Genomic DNA, 20,151 nt, shown 5'->3' with positions numbered 1-20,151 from the left:
CTCCCCATCAAGGGGAGGGGCTTATGCGAGGTTCGCGTAGGGACTTTCAGGCCCGAAAAACAAAAGGCCGGCGAAGGCATTCCTTCGCCGGCCTTTCGGTTGGATGCATTCGCGCGTTTAGACGTGGCAGCTCTGGGTGCCCTTGCCCGGCGCGGTGTAGGTGACCTGATCGGCGTTGGCGCTGATCGAATAGCCTTCCGCGGTGAACGGCGGGGTGCCGGTTTCCGTGGTAAGGATGACCGGCTCGTCGGTGCGCTTGGCACGGACCTGCACGGTGTTGTTGGTGTAATAGTCCGCATAAAGGAGGCTGTTGTCCTTGCAGCGATACGTGCGGGTCGCGGCGATCGAGGGCGGCAGCTCCACGGGGGGCGCCTCCGCCAGATCCGCCGCCTGCGGATCGTCCTGCCCGGCGACGATGGTCTCCGGCTCGGTGTTGCAGCCCGCGAGGGCGAAGAGCGCCGCGACCGGGGCGGCTGCGAGTATACGATACGATATAGCCATGCGCGGCCCCTTCGCCGTTGCCCGTGAAATCGTCAAGTATTTTTGCATTGCGGTATAGCGCTGCAAGCTTTGCGTTTCGACGAACGGTCGGCAGGGTTCGACAAGCGTCCCGACAGCGGTTAGCATTCATGGCTGGTTTCAACGGCGAAGGATATGGTCGGGGGATGCAGCGCGTCCGCATTGGCCTGACGGGGCTCGCCTTCGTTTTCGTATTGGTGCTGCTCGCGGCAGTGTTCACCAATCCGAGCGAAGAAGCGCCGATCACCGCGAACACGATCGAACGTGCGCGGACCGATTCCGAGCCGGCCGAGCCGTCTCCCGCCCCGGCGCCCAAAGAGCCGCTGGCGGAGCTCGGCGTCGCTCCGGGGGGGTCAGAGACCAACGCCATCGCGACTGCGCCTGAGCCTGAACCGACGATCACGCCCAACCCCGCGCGGGTGAACGAACCGGTCCGCTGACCGGGGAGATTTTGGCCGGCGCCTGCGCGCGGAGTCGTCCCCGTCACGCCACGCTTCATCGTCTGCACAGACTTATCCACAGCCTCGGAAATGTGAACAGAACAAGAAATATGTGTAGAACAAACCACGAAAACATGTAAGAATGCCGTGTAATGGCATGAAATCCCCAAGTAGGGCATGAAAACCCCTTCCATCCCCTGGGGCGTTCGGTTATCCACCGTCGCTCGAGTTTCAGGGCTTTTTCCGTTGGCGATCATGTCAGCGCGGGGCGCGTCGGCGCGCGTTCCGCGAGCGGGAGCCCTTGTGCGTAACAAAGGGGGCATCGCCGGGTGGACTTGGAACACCTCTTCAACGGGAGCGCGCTGAGCGCGGTGGACGCCAAAGGGCGTCTGTCCGTGCCGTCGTTCATCCGTGGAGTGGTCGAGCGCCGGTCCGATGCCAAGGCGATCGTCATCGGCATGCACGAGGTGTCGCCCTGCCTCAACGCCTATGACCGCGGCTACGCCAAGAACCTCTTCGCCGAGAACGAGCGCCGCCGGCTGATCGAGGAGGGGTCCGACCCCGCCGCGCACCACGCCCGCGCACGCCGCACCTTCGGCCTGACCGAAGAAGTGCCTTACGACACCTCCGGCCGGATCATCCTGCCGGCGATGATGCGCCGCAAGGGCCAGATCGAGGATCTTGCCCTGTTCCTCGGCGTCGGCGGCACCTTCGAAATCTGGAACCCGCGTCTCGCGCTCGACAGCGGCGATGCGGACCTGCGCGATCTCGCCGCCTGGCGGCTCGAGGAAAAGGGGATCGCGCTGTGATCCCCGCCGACATGCATTCCGCCGCCCCGCACATCCCCGTCCTCATCGACGAAGTGGTCGCGGGCCTCGCCGTGTCTAGCGGCGAGACCCACGTCGATGGGACTTTCGGGGCGGGGGGATATGCGCGCGCCATCCTGGATGCCGGGGCGGCGCGCCTGTTCGCTTTCGATCGGGATCCCGATGCAATCCGCGAAGGGGAAGACCTCATCGCGGCGAGCGGGGGGCGCCTGACGCTGGTTCCGGAGCGTTTTTCCCGGATGCGTCAGGCGCTTACCGCGCACGGGGTGGACGAAGTCGATGGCGTGACGCTCGATATCGGCGTCTCGTCGATGCAGCTCGATCGCGCCGATCGCGGCTTCTCGTTCCAGTCGGACGGGCCGCTCGACATGCGGATGAGCCAGTCGGGCCGCAGCGCCGCCGATTTCGTCAACGAGGCGGACGAAGCCGAGATCGCCGACGTGCTCTATCATTATGGCGAGGAGCCGAAGGCGCGCCGCGTCGCCCGCGCCATCGTCGCCGCGCGGCCGTTGGCGCGCACCGGCGAGCTTGCCGATGTCGTGCGCAAGGCGCTCGGCCATCACCCGGGCATGAAGAAGGATCCCGCGACGCGGACCTTCCAGGCGATCCGCATCCATCTCAACGAGGAACTCGCCGAGCTCGAGGGCGGGCTGGAAGCGGCGGAGCAGGTGCTGAAACCGGGCGGCCGTCTCGCCGTCGTCACCTTCCACAGTCTCGAAGACCGGATGGTGAAGCGCTTCCTGAAGGAGCGGAGCGGCGACGTGCCGGCCGGTTCGCGCCATCGCCCCACGGTCGCCGCCGCCCATCCGCCCAGCTTCGAGGCGGTCGCCAAGCCGGTCCGTCCCGGCGCCGGCGAGCTTGCCCGCAACCCCCGCGCCCGATCCGCAACGCTCCGGGTCGCGCGCCGCACGGCAGCGTCGCCGTGGCCCCATGTCCAGGAGAGGACAGCATCATGATCGCCCGTGGATTCAAGCCCGTCGCGTGGGTCGCCGCCGTCGCCGGAGCGGCGCTCGGCTGCTATATGTTGTCCTTGAACGTCGCCGCGGAGCGCGCCGAACTGGCGAGCCTGGAGCGGCAGATCATCCTCGCCAAGCAGGACATCCGATCGAAGCAGACCGAGCTCGGCACGCGCGGGCGGATGTCGCAGCTCGAGCAGTGGAATGCGGAGATCCTCGCGCTCTCGTCGCCCGCCTCCAACCAGTATCTCGAGGACGAGGTGATGCTGGCGCGCTTCGACCAGCGCGACAAGACGATCGGCGAGCGCACGACGGTCCAGCTCGCGTCGGCGGAAGCGCCGGTGCAGCAGGCCGCACCCGCGATCGCGCCGCGTGACTATGCCGCCGCCGCCGAAGCCGCCGAGCGCGAGCCCGCGCCGCTGGTCCGCCGCGCAAGCCTGACCACGCTGCCCGAGGCGGCTCCGGTCCGCGAGACCGTCGCGCCGCCGCAGCGCGAACCGCGCGTCATCAAGGCCTCCGCGCCGCGGCTCGAATCGGTTGCGGCCGTCGTCAAGGCGGCGGCCCCGGTCGCGCAGCCGGCGCCGCGCAAGGCCGCGCTGATCAACGACAGCCTCATGGACAGCCTCGACGCCGCCGCCAGCGCCGAGAAGAAGATCGCCCGCAAGGGAGCCGCCACCGGCCAATGACCGCGATCGCCGCTCCTGCACCGCGGACCGCGCCGGACAGCAAAGGCCGGGACGCGCTGGCGCTCACCTATCAGCGGCTGATGCTCATCATGCTGCTGTTCATGGGTGTCACCGTGCTCATTGCGGCGCGGCTGATCTATCTGGAGATTTTCGCCGATCGCAGCACGGTCGCGGCGCGCGATCCGCTGATCCCGGTGCGCGCCGACATCACCGACCGCAACGGCGTGCCGCTGGCGCGGACCTTCGACGCCTGGTCGATCGGCATCCACCCGAACAAGCTGCTCGGCAGCCCCGACGATCTGGCGCCCAAACTCGCCGCCATGTTCCCCGAGCGGACCGAGGCGCAATATCGCGCGATCCTGAAATCGGACAAGAATTTCGTCTATCTGAAGCGCCGCGCGGTGCCCGAGCAGGTGGCGGCGGTGAATGCGCTCGGCGAGCCCGCAATCGCCTTCGACCGCGAGCCCGAGCGGCTCTATCCGCAGACCGGGCTCGCCGCGCATGTGCTCGGCTGGACCGATTTTGACGGGCGCGGCGTCGCGGGCGTCGAGCGCGTGCTGAACGACCGCCTGTCCGATCCGGCGAAGCGCGGCCAGCCGGTTGCCCTCTCGATCGACAGCCGCGTCCAGGCCGCGATGGAGTCTGAGCTCGGCGCCGCGGTCACCAAGCATAGCGCCGAGGGTGGGGCGGGGATCGTGATGGATGTCCGCACCGGCGAGATCATCGCCATGGCGTCCTTCCCGACGTTCAACCCCAACGCCGCCGGCCAGTCGCCGCCCGACGCGCAGTATAATCGCGCGACGATGGGCGTTTACGAGCTCGGTTCGGTGTTCAAGCCGCTCACCATCGCCGCCGCGATCGATGCGGGCGTCATCACCTCGATGTCGCGCCGCTGGCATTCGGGCATTCCGGTGACGATCGGCCGGTTCAGCATCACCGACTATAAGGGCGAGAACCGGCCGCTGAGCGTGCCCGAAGTGCTCGTCTACTCCTCCAACACCGCCACCGCCCGCATCGCCGACGAAATGGGCATGGAGCGGATGCAGAAGAGCTTCCGCGCGCTGGGCTTCGACCAGGCCGCGCACATCGAGCTTGCCGAGAAGAGCAAGCCGCTGTGGCCGCGCGAATGGGGCCGGGCGACGGTGCTGACCGCGGGCTTCGGCCACGGCGTCGCGATTACGCCGCTGCATCTCGCCAGTGCCTATTCGGCGCTGGTCAACGGCGGCATCTGGCGTCCGGCGACGGTGTATAAGACCACCAATCCGCCCAAAGGCCGGCGCGTCTACTCCGAATCGACGAGCGCGCGGATGCGGGGGCTGCTGCGGATGGTCGTGCTCGAAGGTAGCGGCAAGAATGCCAATGCGGCGGGCTATCGCGTCGGCGGCAAGACCGGCACCGCGGAGAAGACGAGCGCGGGCGGCTACCAGAAGCGGACGAACGTCTCCACCTTCGCATCGGCTTTCCCGATGGACGATCCGCGCTATGTGGTGATCGCCATGCTCGATGCGCCCAAGGCTACGCCTGACACCCACGGCTACACCACCGCCGGCTGGGTCTCCGCCCCGATCGTGAAGAAGGTGATCGACCGCGCCGCGCCCTCGCTGGGCATCGCGCCGTCCGACACGCGCGACGTAGACGTTTCCGAATTGCGGCCGCTGGTGCGCGTCAAGGGGAAGTGATGCGGCTCGGCACGCTGATCGGCAGCGACGCGGAGCAACATGGGGACGTTGCAGTGACCGGCTTCGCGATCGATCATCGCAAGGTCGCGCCGGGCACGGTGTTCGGCGCCTTCCGCGGCACGCGCTTCAACGGCGAGGATTTCGTGGACGACGCGGTGCGCGCCGGTGCGGTTGCGGTGGTCGCGCGGCCCGAGGTAGCGGTCGCCGGCGCCGCGCATGTGGCTGCAGAGGAGCCGCGCCGCGCCTTCGCAGGTCTCGCCGCGCGCTTCTTCCAGCCGTTTCCCGGCACCGTGGTCGCGGTCACCGGCACCAACGGCAAGACCTCGAACGTCGAGATGGTCCGACAGCTCTGGCGCATGGCCGGGCACCCCTCCGCCTCGATCGGCACGTTGGGCGTCACCACTGCCGATGACCAGGTGACGACGGGGCTGACGACGCCCGACGTCGTCACCTTTCTCGCCAATATGGCGGGATTGAAGCGCGAGGGGATCACCCACGCTGCGTTCGAGGCGTCGAGCCACGGCCTCTCGCAATATCGCACCGAAGGGCTGCCGGTCGCCGCCGCCGCCTTCACCAATTTCAGCCGCGACCATCTCGACTATCACGAAACGATGCACGCCTATTTCGAAGCCAAGATGCGGCTGTTTGACGAAGTCGTCGCGGCGGACGGCGCGGCGGTCGTCTGGACCGACGATCCGAAATCGGACGATGTGATCGCACGCGTGAAGGCGCGTGGCCTGAATCTACTGACCGTCGGGCGGCGTGGCGAGACGCTGAAGCTGGTCGATCGCAGCACCAGCCAACTCGGCCAGACGCTGACGATCGAAGCGAACGGCCAGACGCGGCACGTCAAGATCCCGCTGATCGGCGCCTATCAGGCGGCGAACGTGCTCACCGCCTGCGGCCTTGCGATCGCTACCGGCGGCGCGGTCGATCAGGTGCTCGCCAATGCGGCGCGGCTCCAGCCGGTGCGCGGCCGGCTCGAGCGCGCGGTGATCACCCGCGCCGGCGCGCCGGTCTATGTCGATTATGCGCATACGCCCGACGCGCTCGTTTCGGCGATCGAGGCGCTGCGCCCGCACGTCCGCGGGCGGCTGATCACCGTCTTCGGCGCGGGTGGGGATCGCGACGCGGGCAAGCGGCCGGAGATGGGCGAGGTCGCGGCGCGGCTGTCAGACGTGGTGATCGTCACCGACGACAATCCGCGCGGCGAGGATCCGGCACTCATCCGCCGCGCGATCCTCGCTGCGGCGCCGGGTGCGCGCGAAGTCGCCGGCCGCCGCGACGCGATCGCCGCGGCGGTGGCCGAAGCGGGCGCCGACGATATCGTGCTGCTCGCCGGCAAGGGGCACGAGCAAGGCCAGATCGTCGGCGATCAGGTGTTGCCCTTTGACGATGTCACGGTGGCACGGGAGTGCGCGGCGTGAGTGTGTTCCTCATACGAAACCCTTCTCCCTTGATGGGAGAAGGATACGCAGCCTTGGCGACGCAGGAGCCTAGGCGCAGTTGGATGAGGGTGAGCGAGCCGCAGGCTCGCGCGCTCGCGATGCGAGCGCTTACCCCTCTCCCAGCTCCGACTAGGCAGCAAGCTGCCAAATCTGCGCAACCAGTGCAGGGTCAATCGTGCCCCGCACGATTGAGGACCGCCCGGGGGGCGATCCGACCCTGCACTCCCGCAAGGGGAGAGGGGCTATGAGTGTGCTCTGGACCTCCGAGGAAATCGCGACCGCCACCGGTGGGACGGCGCAGGGCGATTTTTCCGTCACCGGCGTTACCTTCGACTCGCGCGAGGTGGAGGCGGGTGATCTGTTCGTGGCGATGCGGGGCGAAGCCACCGACGGCCATCGCTTTCTCGACAAGGCTTATGCCGCGGGCGCGGCCGGGGCGCTGGTTTCCGAAGAGACGGCACAGCCGCACGTCCGAGTCGATGATCCCAACGCCGCTCTGGACCTGCTGGCCCAGGCGTCCCGCGCACGCGTGTCCGCCAAGATCGCCGGGGTCACCGGATCGGTCGGCAAGACGGGAACCAAGGAAGCGCTCTTTCTTGCACTCGACCGGGCGATGCCGGGACGTGGCCACCGCTCGGTCAAGAGCTACAACAACCATACCGGCGTGCCGCTCAGCCTTGCACGGATGTCGCGCGAGACGCGCTTCGGCATTTTCGAGATGGGGATGAGCGCCGCCGGCGAGCTTGCGGCGCTCACCCGGCTGGTCCGCCCGCATGTCGCGATCGTCACCGCCATCGCGCCCGCGCACCGCGCCTGGTTCGACAGCGACGAGGCGATCGCGGATGCCAAGGGAGAGATTTTCGAGGGGCTGGAGGAGGGCGGCACCGCGCTCGTGCCGTTCGACAGCCCGCATCGCGACCGCCTGCTCGCCGCCGCGCGGCCCCATGCCGCGCAGGTGCTGACCTTCGGCCTGGGCGACGGCGCCGACATCCGCGCGCGTGATCACGTTCCGGCGTCGAACGGCGGCAGCCTGGTTACCGCCGTGCTGCCGACCGCGGAACTCACCTTCACCATCTCGCAGCCCGGCGAGCATTGGATCGGCAACGCCATGGCGGTGCTCGGTGCGGTGGAGGCGATGGGCGGCGATCTTGCGGCGGCGGGGCTGGCGCTCGCCGACATGGCGGGGCTCAAGGGGCGCGGCGAGCGGCACCGGATCATGCTGCCGGGCGGCGAGGCGCTCCTGATCGACGAAAGCTACAACGCCAATCCCGCATCGATGGCGGCGACGCTCAAGAGCTTCGGCGCGACCGGCGTTTCGGGAAAACGTATCGCCGTGCTCGGCGCGATGAAGGAATTGGGCGAAGGCTCGGACGCCTATCATGCCGCGCTCGCCGCGCCGATCGCCGCCGCCTGTGTCGATCGGGTCATATTGGTCGGCGAAGAAATGGCGCCGCTCGCATCGGCGCTTGGCCCGACGATCAAAATGACGCATGTGGCCGGCGCGGCGGAGGCCGCACAGGAAGCCCGAAGCGCAATGGCACCGGGCGACGCCATCCTCGTCAAGGGTTCCAACAGCGTCGGGCTTTCGGCTGTGGTCGAAGCGCTGGCCGGCGGGAAAGACTGATGTTCCTATTCATCGCAGAGCTGTTCAACTTCGAGGGCTTCCTCAACCTCTTCCGCTACACCACGGTGCGCGCGGGCGGGGCGACGGCGACGGCTCTGCTAATCGGCCTCCTCATCGGCCCCAAATTTATCGGCTGGCTGCGCATCCGGCAGGGCAAGGGCCAGCCGATCCGCGCCGACGGGCCGCAGAGCCATCTCGCCAAGCGCGGCACGCCGACGATGGGCGGGCTGATGATCCTGACCTCCGTCTCCATCGCGATGCTGCTGTGGATGGATTTCGAGAACCCCTATGTCTGGGCGTGCCTCTTCATCACCGTCGGCTTCGGGCTGATCGGCTTCCTCGACGATTACGACAAGGTCCGTAAGCGCAGCCACAAGGGCGTATCGGGCAAGGTCCGCCTGCTCGCCGAGTTCGTCATCGCCGGGATCGGCTGCGCGATCATCGTATCGCGGGTTGGGACCGAGCTCTACATTCCCTTCTTCACCGGCCCGGTGGTCGATCTCGGCTGGTTCTACATTCCTTTCGCCGCGCTAGTGGTGGTCGGCGCGGGCAATGCGGTGAACCTCACCGACGGGCTCGACGGGCTCGCGACGATGCCGGTGATCATCGCCAGCCTCGCCTTTCTGATGATCGCCTATCTCGTCGGCAACGCGATCTACGCGCAATATCTCGGCATCCCGCACGTGCTGGGTGCGGGCGACCTTTCGGTGCTGTGCATGGCGATCGTCGGCGCGGGGCTCGCTTTCCTGTGGTTCAACGCGCCGCCCGCCGCCGTCTTCATGGGCGACACCGGCAGCCTGGCGCTCGGCGGCGCGCTGGGCGCGATCGCGGTGGCGACGCGGCACGAACTGGTGCTGGCCATCATCGGCGGGCTGTTCGTGCTCGAAGCTATGTCGGTGATCATCCAGGTCTTCTTCTTCAAGCGGACCGGGCGGCGCATCTTCAAGATGGCGCCGATCCACCATCATTTCGAGCAGATGGGGTGGAGCGAGCCGACCGTCGTCATCCGCTTCTGGATCATCAGCTTCGTGCTGGCGCTCGCCGGCCTCTCCACGCTGAAGCTGCGGTGATCACGGCGCGCGCCTTCGCCGGCAAACGCTATGCGGTGCTCGGCCTCGCCCGATCGGGCCGCGCCACCGTAGAAGCGCTGGCGGCGAGCGGCGCTAAGGTGGTGGCGTGGGACGCGGACGAGGGTGCGCGCGAAAAGATCCTCCCCGGAACGGGGAGGGGGACCGCGCCGCGAAGCGGCGTGGTGGAGGGGGTTGGGAGCGGGTCTCACGCCCCCCTCCACCAGCCTTCGGCCGGTCCCCCTCCCCGTACCGGGGAGGATTTGGTGCGGCTCGCCGATCCTCTCGAGATTGACCTGACCGGTTTCGACGGCGTCGTCGTCTCGCCGGGGGTTCCGATCAACCGCCACCCGATCGCGGCCAGGGCGCGGGCGGCGGGGGTGCCGCTGATCGGCGATATCGAGCTGTTCGCGCAGGCGCGCGCGGAGCTGCCGCCGCACAAGGTGGTCGGCATCACCGGCACCAATGGCAAATCGACCACCACCGCGCTTGTCCACCACATCCTCCAGACCGCGGGCGTGCCGAGCACGATGGGCGGCAATATCGGCCTGCCCATCCTCGGTCAGGACCCGCTGCCCGAAGGCGGTGTCTATGTGTTGGAACTGTCCAGCTACCAGATCGACCTGACCCACAGCCTCGATTGCGACGTGGCAGTGCTGCTCAACATCACGCCGGACCATCTCGACCGCTATGACGGGTTCGAGGCTTATGCGCGATCCAAAGAGCGACTGTTCGCGATGCAGTCGGGCGGTCATGACGCAATTGTGGTGGGTACCGATAGGGCGTCGCGCTCGATATCAAATCGCCTCCGCCATGCGCGGCGTGAAGACTCCCCCCGGCATGTTGGCGGTTACACGTTGATGCAGCAAGAATGGCCAGCGCTGCAGGGACCTCACAACTCGCAAAATGCCCTTGCGGCTATTCAGGCGTCAGTGAGGCTCGGCGTAGGCGGAGAAATTATCCGTGAAGCTATGAAGTCCTACCCGGGCCTGCCCAACCGCATGGAGCGGGTGCGCGAGCGGGCTGGGGTGTTGTTCGTCAACGACAGCAAGGCGACCAATCCGGATTCGACCGCGCCGGCGCTGGCCGCTTATCCGTCGGTCCACTGGATCCTCGGCGGGCTCGCCAAGAGCGACGATCTCGACGCCTGTGCCCCGCATTTCGATCATGTCCGCGCAGCTTATACGATCGGCGAGGCGGGGCCGCGGTTTGCGGCGATCCTGCGCGATGCAGGGAAGTCGGTCACCGAAAGCGGCGTGCTCGGGCAGGCGGTGAACGACGCGGCGGCGGCGGCGGATGCGGGGGAGGTGGTGCTGCTCTCGCCCGCCTGCGCCTCGTTCGATCAGTTCAAGGATTATGAAGCCAGGGGTGCCGCGTTCCGCGCGGCGGTGGAGGCATTGGCATGAATATGGTGCGGGGGGATATGCGCCGGAACCAGGCGGTCAAGTTCGGCCGGACCGACCGAAGCGCGATGGGGCGCTGGTTCTGGGAGATCGACCGCGTCCTGCTGCTGCTGGTCGCGGTGCTGATCTCGATCGGCCTGGTCGCCGTCGCGGCCGCATCGCCGGCCGCCGCGATGCGCTATTCGGGCGGTGCGATTCATTATGCGCCGCTCCATTATTTCTACCGCCAGTTGGTCTGGATCATGGCCGGCATCCCGGTGATGATCGCGGTCTCGATGCTGCCCAAGCCGACCGCGCGGCGGCTGTGCCTGATCGGCACCGGCTTCTTCATCTTCTGCCTGATGCTGGTGCCGGTGATCGGCCAGGAAGTGAACGGCGCGCGGCGCTGGCTGGGCTTCAGCTTTGCGCAATTCCAGCCGTCGGAGTTCCTGAAGCCGCTGTTCATCGTGACGCTCGCCTGGCTGCTGTCGCTCCGCGCCAAGGATGCGAGCCTGCCGGTCGTGCCCTTGACCGGCGTACTGACCGCGCTGGTCGCGGTGCTGCTGATGCAGCAGCCCAACCTCGGCGAGACGGTGATCTTCGCGGCGATCTGGGTGCTGCTGCTGACGCTGGCGGGCGTGCCGATGCGCTTCCTGATCCTGATCGGGCTTGCCGGCCTCGGTGCGCTGGTGCTCGCCTATTTCTTCTATCCGGTGGCGACGGTGCGGGTCGACGCGTTCCTGTTCGGGGGCGCGGGCGATGTCGACACCTACCAGACGGACAGTGCGCTGAGGACGCTGACCGCGGGCGGGCTGTTCGGCCTCGGGCCGGGCGGCGGCACGCGCAAGTTCCACCTGCCGGAGCCGCATACCGATTACATCTTCTCGGTGATCGGGGAGGAGTTCGGCATGATCGCCTGCCTCGCCATCGCCGCGCTCTACATGGCGATCGTCGCGCGCGTGCTGATCAAGCTGCTGCACGAGGAAGATAATTTCTTGGTGCTCGCGACCGCCGGGCTGGTCTGCCAGTTCGGCCTGCAGGCGCTGATCAACATGGCGGTCAACGTCCAGATCGCGCCGTCCAAGGGCATGACCTTGCCGTTCATCTCCTACGGCGGATCGTCGATGATCGCGCTGTCGATCGGCATGGGCCTCCTCCTCGCCTTCACGCGGCGAAACCCCTATCTTCACCGGTCTCCCTATGTGGTGAAATGGAGCGGCCGTTGAGCATCATATCGCGCCATTATGTCCTCGCGGCGGGCGGCACCGGGGGGCATATGACCCCCGCGCACGCGCTGGCCGAAGAGCTGATGCGGCGCGGCCACCGCGTCGCGCTCGTCACCGACGATCGCGGCGCGCGCATCCCGGGGCTGTTCGACGGCGTCCAGGTTCACATCCTCCCCGCCGGGCGGCTCGGCGGCGGGCCGGTCGGCTGGTGGAAGGCGTTTCGCAAGATATTGACCGGCCGGGCGATGGCGTCGCGGCTCTACGAGACCTTTGCGCCGTCCGCGGTGATCGGCTTCGGCGGCTATCCGGCGCTCCCCGCGCTGCTCGCCGCGCAGCGCCAGCGCATCCCGACGCTGATCCACGAGCAGAATGCGGTGCTCGGCCGGGTCAACCGGCTGATGGCGGGCCGCGTCGATGCGATCGCCACCTCCTACGATCATGTCGACCGCATGGCGAAGGCGCAGGAGCGCAAGGCCGTGCTGGTCGGCAATCCGGTGCGCGACGCGGTGATCGCGCTCCGAGATCAGCCGTTCCCGGCGCTCTCGGGCGACGGCATCTTCCGGCTGCTGGTGACCGGCGGGAGCCAAGGGGCGTCGATCTTCGCGGAGGTCGTTCCGGACGGTTTGGCACTACTTCCGGAAGCTTTTCGCCAGCGTCTGCAAGTGACCCAACAATGTCGCGCCGAGGACATTGTTGCAGTGCGGGCGAAATATGCGCGGTTCGGCATTCCTGCCGACCTCTCAACCTATATGCCTGATCTTCCCGAGCGGTTGTCCTGGGCGCACCTCGTCATTGGTCGCGCTGGCGCATCGACGATCGCCGAGTTGACCGTGGCCGGACGACCAGCAATCCTGATCCCTCTACCCAGCGCGACCGACGATCATCAGACGGCCAATGCCTTGGAAATGGCGAAAGCGGGGGGCGCTCGCGTGATGCGCCAGACGAAGCTCAGCCTCGCCGATATCGCTGACGTCGATATCGTGCCGGTGGGGGAAGAGCGTAGGCACACGACTGGCCGCTTCACCCCGCTGGAGCTGAGCCGGCAAATGCAAAAATTGGCACTTGAGCCGGGTGCTCTCGCCAACGCGGCAGAACGCGCTCGTGCGCTCGGTCGGCCCGATGCGGCCAGCGCGCTCGCCGATCTGGTCGAGCGCACCGGCCGCACCCGCGGCGAGGAACTGGTCGGCGCTGCCGAGACGCGCCACGCCTCGCTGCCTAGCGGTGCCTACGCATGAGGGGTGTGGGCACCGACATCGGCACGATCCATTTCGTCGGCATCGGCGGGATCGGCATGTCGGGCATCGCCGAGGTGATGCATATCCTCGGATACAAGGTGCAGGGTTCGGACGTGGCCGAGGGCTATGTCGTCGAGGGCCTGCGCAAGCGCGGCATTCCGGTGGCGATCGGCCATGCCGCGGACAATCTGGGCGATGCGGCGGTGGTGGTAACTTCCACTGCCGTCAGCCGCAGCACCAATCCCGAGGTCGAATGCGCCTATGAGCGGCGCATCCCCGTCGTCCGCCGCGCCGAGATGCTCGCCGAGCTGATGCGGCTTAAGTCCACCGTCGCGGTGGCGGGCACCCACGGCAAGACGACAACGACGTCGATGGTCGCCGCGCTGCTCGATGCGGGCGGCATCGACCCCACCGTCATCAACGGCGGCATCATCAACGCCTATGGCTCCAACGCGCGGCTGGGCTCGTCCGACTGGATGGTGGTCGAGGCCGACGAGAGCGACGGCAGCTTCCTCAGGCTCGACGGCACGATCGCGGTGATCACCAACATCGATCCCGAGCATCTCGACCATTACGGCGGGTTCGATCAGGTCAAGGACGCCTTCGTCGAGTTCGTCGAGAACGTGCCCTTCTACGGCGCCGCGCTGCTCTGCGTCGATCACCCCGAAGTGCAGGGGATCATCCCGAGGCTGCGCGACCGGCGGATCGTCACCTACGGCTTCGCGGCGCAGGCCGACATCCGCGCCGACAATGTGACGCCGGTGCCGGGCGGCAACCGCTTCGACATCGCGGTGCGCGACCGCACGGGCGAGGTCCGCTCGATCGCCGGCATCCACCTCCCCATGCCCGGCCGCCACAACGTCCAGAACGCGCTCGCCGCGATCGGCGTCGCGGTCGAGCTCGGCATTCCCGACGAGGTGATCGCGCGCGGCTTCGACCAGTTCGGCGGGGTCAAGCGGCGCTTCACCAAGGTCGGTGAGCTGGATGGCGTCGCGATCATTGACGATTACGGCCACCACCCGGTGGAGATCCGCGCGGTGCTCGCGGCGGCGCGCGAGGGCGCGGAAGGGCGCGTGATCGCGGTCGTCCAGCCGCACCGCTACACGCGGCTGCGCGATCTGATGGAGGACTTCCAAGGCGCGTTCAACGATGCCGACATCGTCTATGTCGCGCCGGTCTATGCCGCGGGCGAAGAACCGATCGAAGGCGCTGATTCCGAGGCGCTGGTCGAGGGATTGAAGCAGCGCGGCCACCGCGCGGTGAAGCTGGTCGAGGATGCCGACGATCTCTGCCGCCAGCTCCGCGACATCGCGGCGCGCGGCGACATGGTGATCTGCCTCGGCGCGGGCGACATCACCAAATGGGCCGCCAAGCTCGCCGACGGCATTCTGCAGGCGAGGCTCAGCAAATGAGCGCAAGCTCGAACCCGAACCCGGCACAAACGATGGATTTGGCGGGCGAGATCACGCCGAACGGCAGCCTTGCCGATTTCATCTGGTTCCGCACCGGCGGACCGGCCGAATGGCTAGTGAAGCCAGACAGTGTCGAGGATCTCGCGGCCTTCCTCTCGGCGCTCGATCCGGCGGTGCCGGTGCTGCCGGTGGGCGTCGGCTCCAACCTCATCGTCCGCGACGGCGGGGTGCCGGGCGTCGTGGTTCGGCTTCCTAAGCTGCTCGCCAAGGTCTCGGTCGAGCCGGGCAACCGCGTCCGCGCCGGCGGCGGGGCGATGGGGATCACCGTCGCGTCCAAGGCGCGCGATGCCGGGATCGCGGGGCTCGAGTTCCTGCGCGGCATACCGGGGACGGCGGGTGGCGCGGTGAAGATGAATGCGGGCGCCTATGGCCGCGAGGTCGCCGACATATTGGTCGAGGCGACGGTGGTGCTGCGCGACGGGCGGGTCGAGACCTGGCCCGCCGCACGCTTCGGCTACACCTATCGCCACAGCGAGACGCCCGAGGGTGCGATCGTCGTCGAGGCGCTGTTCCACGGCGTTCCCGGTGATCCGGCGGCGATCGGCGCGGAGATGGACCGGATCGCCGCCGAGCGCGAGGCGAGCCAGCCGCTGCGCAGCCGCACCGGCGGATCGACCTTCAAGAATCCCCCCGGCGACAAGGCCTGGCGGCTGATCGACGCCGCGGGATGCCGCGGCTTGACGATGGGCGACGCGCAGGTCTCTGAGAAGCATTGCAACTTCTTGCTCAATCTGGGCAATGCCAGCGCCGCGGACATCGAGGCCTTGGGCGAAGAAGTGCGCCGCCGCGTGTGCGAAGCGACCGGCGTCGTGCTGGAGTGGGAAATTCAACGAGTGGGCGTTCCGGAATGAGTGGTCTTCACGTCGCGGTGCTGATGGGCGGCTGGTCGGCCGAGCGCGAGGTGTCGTTGTCTTCGGGCGCGGGCGTCGCCGACGCACTGGAGAGCCTCGGCCATCGCGTCACGCGGATCGACATGGGCCACGATGTCGCCGAGCGGCTGGCCGAAGCGAAACCCGACGTGGTGTTCAACGCGCTACACGGCACGCCCGGCGAGGACGGCACGGTGCAGGGGCTGATGGACCTGATGGGCCTCGCCTATACCCATTCCGGGCTCGTTACCTCGGTCATCGCGATCGACAAGGAGCTGACCAAGCAGCAGCTCGTGCCGCAGGGCATCCGCATGCCCGAAGGGCGGATCGTCGCCAGCGAGACGCTTTACGAGACCGATCCGCTGCCGCGGCCCTATGTGCTGAAGCCGGTCAACGAAGGCTCGTCGGTCGGCGTCGCGATCGTCACCGAGGGCGGCAATTATGGCAGCCCGATCGGCCGCGATACCGAGGGGCCGTGGCGGCATTTCGACCGGCTGCTGGCCGAGCCTTTCATCCGCGGGCGAGAACTGACCACCGCGGTGCTGGGCGACGAGGCGCTTGCCGTGACCGAGCTCAAGCCCAAGTCCGGCTTCTACGATTATGACGCCAAATATACCGACGGGCTCACGCAGCACGTCTGCCCGGCGGACATTCCCGGTGATATCCGCGCCGAGTGCCTGCGCATGGCGCTGGAGGCGCATCGCATCCTCGGCTGCAAGGGCACCTCGCGCTCCGATTTCCGCTGGGACGACGAGAAGGGGATCGATGGCCTCTATCTGCTGGAGGTCAACACCCAGCCGGGGATGACGCCGCTCAGCCTGGTGCCGGAGCAGGGGCGGCATATCGGGCTCAGCTACGCCGAACTCGTCCAGCGCATCGTCGACGAAGCCTTGGCGGAGCGCGCGGCATGAGCGCGCGGATCGCCCGCGGCAATCAGGGCAAGGCCAAGGCGCGCACGCGCCAGCCGGCACGCAAGGGCGGCGGTGGACGGCGGCCTGCGAAGAAGCAAGGGTTCGTCGATGGCGTGGTGACCTCGCCCGAAAGCTATCGCGCGGCGCTCTGGTGGCTCGCGATCCTCGCGGTGCTGGCGATCGGGCTTGCCGTCGCCTTCGCAATGCGCGTGCCACAGACGGTGGGTACCGCACTCGGCGAAAGCATCGGCGATGCCGGCTTCACGGTGAAGCGCGTGGAGATCAAGGGGCTCGAGCGGATGGAGCGGCTGCCGGTCTATTCGGTCGCGCTCGATCAGGATTCGATGGCGCTGCCGCTGGTCGATCTCGACGGGACGCGCGCGCGGCTGCTCAAATTCGGCTGGATCGAGGAGGCGCGGGTGTCGCGCCGCTGGCCCGACACCCTGGTCGTCGACGTGGTCGAGCGGCAGCCGGCGGCGATCTGGCAGCACAACCAGCACCTCAGCCTCGTCGATCGCGCGGGCGTAGTGCTCGAGGAAGTGAAGCTCGACAAGATGCCCGATCTGCCGCTGGTGATCGGCCCCGCCGCCAATCTCCAGGCGGATGCGCTGACCCGGCTGATCGGCGCGGCACCGCAGCTCAAGCCGATGCTGGAAGGCGCGACCTGGGTCGGCGGGCGGCGCTGGGATTTGCGGTTTCAGTCCGGCGAGACGCTGGCGCTGCCGGAAGGACAGGAGCGCGCCGCCAAGGCGCTCGTCCATTTCGCGCGGATGGACCAGATGGCGCAACTGCTCGGCCGCGGGCTCGTCCGTTTCGACATGCGCGTGCCGGGCAAGATGATCGTCCGCGTCACCGATCAGCCGGGCAGCACGGTTCCGGTGCTCGAAGCGCCCGTTCCCACCGGCGACGGCGCGCCGGTCGATCCGAGGACGACGATATGAGGACGCGCCTGCCGCCGCCGCAGAACCGCAAGCTCGTCACCGCGCTCGACGTGGGATCGTCCAAGATCTCCGCGCTCATCGCCGAGCCGGGCGAGGACGGCAGCTTGCGCATTCTCGGCACCGGCCAGCGCGAGAGCCGCGGCGTCCGCAGCGGCTTCATCGCCGACATGGAAAAGGCCGAGGGCAGCATCCGCGAGGCGGTGGAGCAGGCCGAGCGGATCGCGGGCATCAACATCGACGACGTGTTCGTAGGCTATTCGGCCGGCGGCGTGTCCAGCACGGTCGCCTCGGTCGAGGTCGCGATCGGCGGGCGACGGATCGAGAAGGGCGACATCGAGGCGCTGCTGGGTGTCGGCAAGGAATCCATCGAGCCCGACGGCAAGATGGTGCTGCACGCGATGCCCGCCTTCTACACGCTCGACGGGATGACCGGCGTCAAGCAACCCGTCGGTCTCCATGCCGACCGGATGGCGGTCGACATCCACGTCATCGCCGCCGAGCCCTCGCCGGTGCGCAACCTCGACCTCTGCGTCCGCTCGGCGCATCTCGGCGTGCAGGCGATCGTCGCGGCGCCGGTGGCGGCCGGCAAGGCGTGCCTGACCGAAGAGGAGCGTGAGCTTGGCGTTGCGCTGATCGAGCTTGGCGCGGGCGTCACCAACGTCTCGGTCTTCGCGGGCGGGATGCTGGTCGGCCTCAAGTCGCTGCCCAGCGGCGGCATCGACATCACCGACGATATCGCCTCGGCCTTCGGCACGCGCCGCGCCGAGGCCGAGCGGATCAAATGCTTCTACGGCTCGGCGATGACGAGCCCGCGCGACAATCACGACATGATCGACGTCAACCCGCTCGCCAGCGCGGAAGAAGGGGTGGAGCCCTCGCGCGCCAGCCGGGCGCAGCTCATCGCCGTGATCCGCCAGCGGCTCGAGCATCTTATGGGCGAGATCGCCGCGGCACTGAAGGAACTGGGCTTTTCCGGCCCGTTCGGGCGGCAGATCGTGCTCACGGGCGGAGGATCGGAGCTCAAGGGCATGGCCGATTATGCGCAGGGCGTGCTAGGCCGGGCGGTGCGGATCGGGCGGCCCAGGCTGCCCGGCCTGCCCGAAGCGCACAGCGGCCCGGCCTTTGCTACGCTGGTCGGCCTTGCCCAGTTCGCGGCCTCCGACGAGCTCGACATCCGGGCGATCGGCGGCACCGGCTCGGCCGTCCAGAAACAGGACGCGAGCGGCCTTTTCGGCCGGCTGATCTCAGCATTTCGGAGCCAATATTGAGGAAATTGAATCGCCATTAACTTTTTGCTCGCGTGGGCGAATCGCATCGTGCAAAAGAATCCGCGAGAACGCTTCGCGGGGCGTGTTGATTACTAGGGGAGAGCAGGTCTCATGAGCATCGATTTCATCCGGCCGGAAGTGGACGAGCTCCGCCCCCGGATCAGCGTGATCGGCGTCGGCGGGGCCGGCGGCAACGCCATCGCCAACATGATCCACAGCGATGTTCAGGGCGTCGACTTCATCGTCGCCAACACCGACGCGCAGGCGCTCAACGCAAGCGAGGCGGATCGCCGCATCCAGCTCGGCCTCAAGATCACGCAGGGCCTCGGCGCCGGCAGCCGGCCGGAGATCGGCAAGGCCGCGGCGGAAGAGACGATCGCCGAGATCGAGGCTGCGCTCGACGGCGCGCACATGTGCTTCATCGCGGCCGGCATGGGCGGCGGCACCGGCACCGGCGCCGCGCCGGTGATCGCCAAGGTCGCGCGCGACAAGGGCATCCTCACCGTCGGCGTCGTCACCAAGCCGTTCAGCTTCGAAGGCGCGCGCCGCTCGCGTTCCGCGGATTCCGGCATCAGCGAGCTTCAGCAGAACGTCGACACGCTGATCATCATCCCCAACCAGAACCTGTTCCGCATCGCCAACCCGAACACGACCTTCAAGGAAGCGTTCCAGATGGCCGACGAGGTGCTGCAGCAGGGCGTGCGCGGCATCACCGACCTGATGGTCATGCCCGGCCTCATCAACCTCGATTTCGCCGACGTCCGCTCGGTCATGTCCGAAATGGGCAAGGCGATGATGGGCACCGGCGAGGCCGACGGCGACAATCGCGCGATCGAAGCGGCGGAAAAGGCGATCGCCAACCCGCTGCTCGACGGCGTGTCGATGCGCGGCGCCAAGGGCGTCATCATCTCGATCACCGGCGGCGAGGACATGCGCCTGATGGAGGTCGACGAGGCGGCGAGCCACATCAAGGAACTGGTCGATCCCGATGCCAACATCATCTGGGGTTCGGCGTTCAACAACGATCTGGAAGGCAAGATCCGCGTCTCGGTCGTCGCCACCGGCATCGATGCTGACGCCGAGCATCAGGCGCCGCCCGCCAAGGTTTTCGCGTTCCCGAGCACCCGCACGGTCGAAGTGCCCAAGCCCGCTGCGGCGGCCGAGCCGGAAGTCGCGGCGGAGCCGGAGATGGCGGCAGTCGAGCCGGCCGAGCTGGAGCTCGGCGCCGACATGCAGGCCGAAGACGAGCCGCTGGAGCTGACCGAGACCGCCGAGACCGAGAACAATGACGAGCTGATGCTCGACAACGCCAGCGTCGAAGCGATCGAGACGCCGGCACCCGAGCCGGAAGAGCCGACGCCGCCGACCGGTGGCACGCGGTCGTGGCTCACCGAGCAGGCACCTGCCTCACCTGCGCCGCAGCCCGCGCCGCGTCGGGAAGGCGGCACCTTGTTCGAGCGCATGTCGAGCATTGCGCGCGGTGCTGCCAAGGCGCAGGTGGACGAGGATCGCGGCACTGCCGATCGCGATCCGCTCGACATTCCGCGCTTTCTGAACCGCCAGAACAACCAGTAACCGCGCTTCGGCGCTCGATAATCGGC

The 20,151-nt window shown here is 67.9% G+C and carries 18 protein-coding genes; 17 read left to right on the top strand and 1 reads right to left on the bottom strand.

Going from position 1 to position 20,151, the window contains the following annotated elements:
* Positions 1 to 117: 117 nt before the first annotated feature.
* Positions 118 to 501, bottom strand: a complete 384-nt coding sequence (locus B9N75_RS03280; RefSeq protein ID WP_085217511.1) for a hypothetical protein — start codon at positions 499 to 501, stop codon at positions 118 to 120.
* A 164-nt stretch (positions 502 to 665) separates the two neighbouring features.
* On the opposite strand from B9N75_RS03280, the gene B9N75_RS14180 reads away from it, so the two are divergent.
* From B9N75_RS14180 to ftsZ, 17 genes are all read left to right on the top strand, one after another.
* Positions 666 to 959: a hypothetical protein gene (locus B9N75_RS14180; protein ID WP_210189355.1), complete on the top strand. Its 294-nt coding sequence runs from the start codon at positions 666 to 668 to the stop codon at positions 957 to 959.
* Between the two features lie 329 nt (positions 960 to 1,288).
* The gene (locus tag B9N75_RS03270; RefSeq protein WP_157123669.1) at positions 1,289 to 1,768 is read left to right on the top strand and encodes a division/cell wall cluster transcriptional repressor MraZ; all 480 of its coding nucleotides are present in this window, start codon (positions 1,289 to 1,291) and stop codon (positions 1,766 to 1,768) included.
* Between the two features lie 11 nt (positions 1,769 to 1,779).
* Positions 1,780 to 2,742: a 16S rRNA (cytosine(1402)-N(4))-methyltransferase RsmH gene (gene rsmH, locus B9N75_RS03265; RefSeq protein WP_085219375.1), complete on the top strand. Its 963-nt coding sequence runs from the start codon at positions 1,780 to 1,782 to the stop codon at positions 2,740 to 2,742.
* The gene (locus tag B9N75_RS03260) at positions 2,739 to 3,428 is read left to right on the top strand and encodes a hypothetical protein (protein WP_085217509.1); all 690 of its coding nucleotides are present in this window, start codon (positions 2,739 to 2,741) and stop codon (positions 3,426 to 3,428) included. The genes rsmH and B9N75_RS03260 overlap by 4 nt, the downstream gene beginning before the upstream one ends.
* A complete protein-coding gene (locus B9N75_RS03255; protein ID WP_085217508.1) occupies positions 3,425 to 5,107 on the top strand; it encodes a peptidoglycan D,D-transpeptidase FtsI family protein in 1,683 nt (560 codons plus the stop codon). Before B9N75_RS03260 ends, B9N75_RS03255 begins: the two co-directional genes overlap by 4 nt.
* Positions 5,107 to 6,534 (top strand): UDP-N-acetylmuramoyl-L-alanyl-D-glutamate--2,6-diaminopimelate ligase, encoded by a 1,428-nt coding sequence (locus B9N75_RS03250; protein ID WP_085217507.1) that lies wholly within the window; start codon positions 5,107 to 5,109, stop codon positions 6,532 to 6,534. Before B9N75_RS03255 ends, B9N75_RS03250 begins: the two co-directional genes overlap by 1 nt.
* A gap of 265 nt (positions 6,535 to 6,799) precedes the next feature.
* Complete coding sequence (locus tag B9N75_RS03245) at positions 6,800 to 8,179, top strand: UDP-N-acetylmuramoyl-tripeptide--D-alanyl-D-alanine ligase (protein WP_085217506.1); 1,380 nt, start codon at positions 6,800 to 6,802, stop codon at positions 8,177 to 8,179.
* Positions 8,179 to 9,249 carry a phospho-N-acetylmuramoyl-pentapeptide-transferase gene (gene mraY, locus B9N75_RS03240; RefSeq protein WP_085217505.1) on the top strand — a complete coding sequence of 357 codons (1,071 nt, stop codon included), beginning with the start codon at positions 8,179 to 8,181 and terminating at the stop codon, positions 9,247 to 9,249. Before B9N75_RS03245 ends, mraY begins: the two co-directional genes overlap by 1 nt.
* Positions 9,246 to 10,652 carry a UDP-N-acetylmuramoyl-L-alanine--D-glutamate ligase gene (gene murD / locus B9N75_RS03235; protein ID WP_085217504.1) on the top strand — a complete coding sequence of 469 codons (1,407 nt, stop codon included), beginning with the start codon at positions 9,246 to 9,248 and terminating at the stop codon, positions 10,650 to 10,652. Before mraY ends, murD begins: the two co-directional genes overlap by 4 nt.
* A 17-nt stretch (positions 10,653 to 10,669) precedes the next feature.
* The gene (locus tag B9N75_RS03230; RefSeq protein ID WP_244552408.1) at positions 10,670 to 11,854 is read left to right on the top strand and encodes an FtsW/RodA/SpoVE family cell cycle protein; all 1,185 of its coding nucleotides are present in this window, start codon (positions 10,670 to 10,672) and stop codon (positions 11,852 to 11,854) included.
* Positions 11,839 to 13,089, top strand: a complete 1,251-nt coding sequence (locus B9N75_RS03225; protein WP_085217502.1) for a UDP-N-acetylglucosamine--N-acetylmuramyl-(pentapeptide) pyrophosphoryl-undecaprenol N-acetylglucosamine transferase — start codon at positions 11,839 to 11,841, stop codon at positions 13,087 to 13,089. Before B9N75_RS03230 ends, B9N75_RS03225 begins: the two co-directional genes overlap by 16 nt.
* Entirely contained in the window at positions 13,086 to 14,501 is a 1,416-nt protein-coding gene (gene murC, locus B9N75_RS03220) for a UDP-N-acetylmuramate--L-alanine ligase (protein WP_085217501.1), read from the top strand. The genes B9N75_RS03225 and murC overlap by 4 nt, the downstream gene beginning before the upstream one ends.
* Positions 14,498 to 15,412 (top strand): UDP-N-acetylmuramate dehydrogenase, encoded by a 915-nt coding sequence (gene murB / locus B9N75_RS03215; protein ID WP_085217500.1) that lies wholly within the window; start codon positions 14,498 to 14,500, stop codon positions 15,410 to 15,412. Before murC ends, murB begins: the two co-directional genes overlap by 4 nt.
* Entirely contained in the window at positions 15,409 to 16,341 is a 933-nt protein-coding gene (locus B9N75_RS03210; RefSeq protein ID WP_085217499.1) for a D-alanine--D-alanine ligase, read from the top strand. The genes murB and B9N75_RS03210 overlap by 4 nt, the downstream gene beginning before the upstream one ends.
* Positions 16,338 to 17,282: a cell division protein FtsQ/DivIB gene (locus B9N75_RS03205; RefSeq protein WP_085217498.1), complete on the top strand. Its 945-nt coding sequence runs from the start codon at positions 16,338 to 16,340 to the stop codon at positions 17,280 to 17,282. The genes B9N75_RS03210 and B9N75_RS03205 overlap by 4 nt, the downstream gene beginning before the upstream one ends.
* Entirely contained in the window at positions 17,279 to 18,550 is a 1,272-nt protein-coding gene (ftsA, locus tag B9N75_RS03200) for a cell division protein FtsA (protein WP_085217497.1), read from the top strand. Before B9N75_RS03205 ends, ftsA begins: the two co-directional genes overlap by 4 nt.
* A gap of 111 nt (positions 18,551 to 18,661) precedes the next feature.
* The gene (gene ftsZ, locus B9N75_RS03195) at positions 18,662 to 20,125 is read left to right on the top strand and encodes a cell division protein FtsZ (RefSeq protein WP_085217496.1); all 1,464 of its coding nucleotides are present in this window, start codon (positions 18,662 to 18,664) and stop codon (positions 20,123 to 20,125) included.
* The last annotated feature ends 26 nt before the right edge of the window (positions 20,126 to 20,151 follow it).

It is taken from the genome of Allosphingosinicella indica (assembly GCF_900177405.1).
GTDB classification, from domain to species: Bacteria; Pseudomonadota; Alphaproteobacteria; order Sphingomonadales; family Sphingomonadaceae; genus Allosphingosinicella; species Allosphingosinicella indica.
This window is presented reverse-complemented; position numbering and strand designations above follow the sequence as displayed.

Bases quoted from the DNA above. Each gene is read 5' to 3' on its own strand.
- B9N75_RS03280 (WP_085217511.1), bottom strand. From the start codon at position 501: ATGGCTATATCGTATCGTATACTCGCAGCCGCCCCGGTCGCGGCGCTC.
- B9N75_RS14180 (WP_210189355.1), top strand. From the start codon at position 666: ATGCAGCGCGTCCGCATTGGCCTGACGGGGCTCGCCTTCGTTTTCGTA.
- rsmH (WP_085219375.1), top strand. From the start codon at position 1,780: ATGCATTCCGCCGCCCCGCACATCCCCGTCCTCATCGACGAAGTGGTC.
- B9N75_RS03260 (WP_085217509.1), top strand. From the start codon at position 2,739: ATGATCGCCCGTGGATTCAAGCCCGTCGCGTGGGTCGCCGCCGTCGCC.
- B9N75_RS03255 (WP_085217508.1), top strand. From the start codon at position 3,425: ATGACCGCGATCGCCGCTCCTGCACCGCGGACCGCGCCGGACAGCAAA.
- B9N75_RS03250 (WP_085217507.1), top strand. From the start codon at position 5,107: ATGCGGCTCGGCACGCTGATCGGCAGCGACGCGGAGCAACATGGGGAC.
- B9N75_RS03245 (WP_085217506.1), top strand. From the start codon at position 6,800: ATGAGTGTGCTCTGGACCTCCGAGGAAATCGCGACCGCCACCGGTGGG.
- mraY (WP_085217505.1), top strand. From the start codon at position 8,179: ATGTTCCTATTCATCGCAGAGCTGTTCAACTTCGAGGGCTTCCTCAAC.
- B9N75_RS03230 (WP_244552408.1), top strand. From the start codon at position 10,670: ATGCGCCGGAACCAGGCGGTCAAGTTCGGCCGGACCGACCGAAGCGCG.
- B9N75_RS03225 (WP_085217502.1), top strand. From the start codon at position 11,839: ATGGAGCGGCCGTTGAGCATCATATCGCGCCATTATGTCCTCGCGGCG.
- murC (WP_085217501.1), top strand. From the start codon at position 13,086: ATGAGGGGTGTGGGCACCGACATCGGCACGATCCATTTCGTCGGCATC.
- murB (WP_085217500.1), top strand. From the start codon at position 14,498: ATGAGCGCAAGCTCGAACCCGAACCCGGCACAAACGATGGATTTGGCG.
- B9N75_RS03210 (WP_085217499.1), top strand. From the start codon at position 15,409: ATGAGTGGTCTTCACGTCGCGGTGCTGATGGGCGGCTGGTCGGCCGAG.
- B9N75_RS03205 (WP_085217498.1), top strand. From the start codon at position 16,338: ATGAGCGCGCGGATCGCCCGCGGCAATCAGGGCAAGGCCAAGGCGCGC.
- ftsA (WP_085217497.1), top strand. From the start codon at position 17,279: ATGAGGACGCGCCTGCCGCCGCCGCAGAACCGCAAGCTCGTCACCGCG.
- ftsZ (WP_085217496.1), top strand. From the start codon at position 18,662: ATGAGCATCGATTTCATCCGGCCGGAAGTGGACGAGCTCCGCCCCCGG.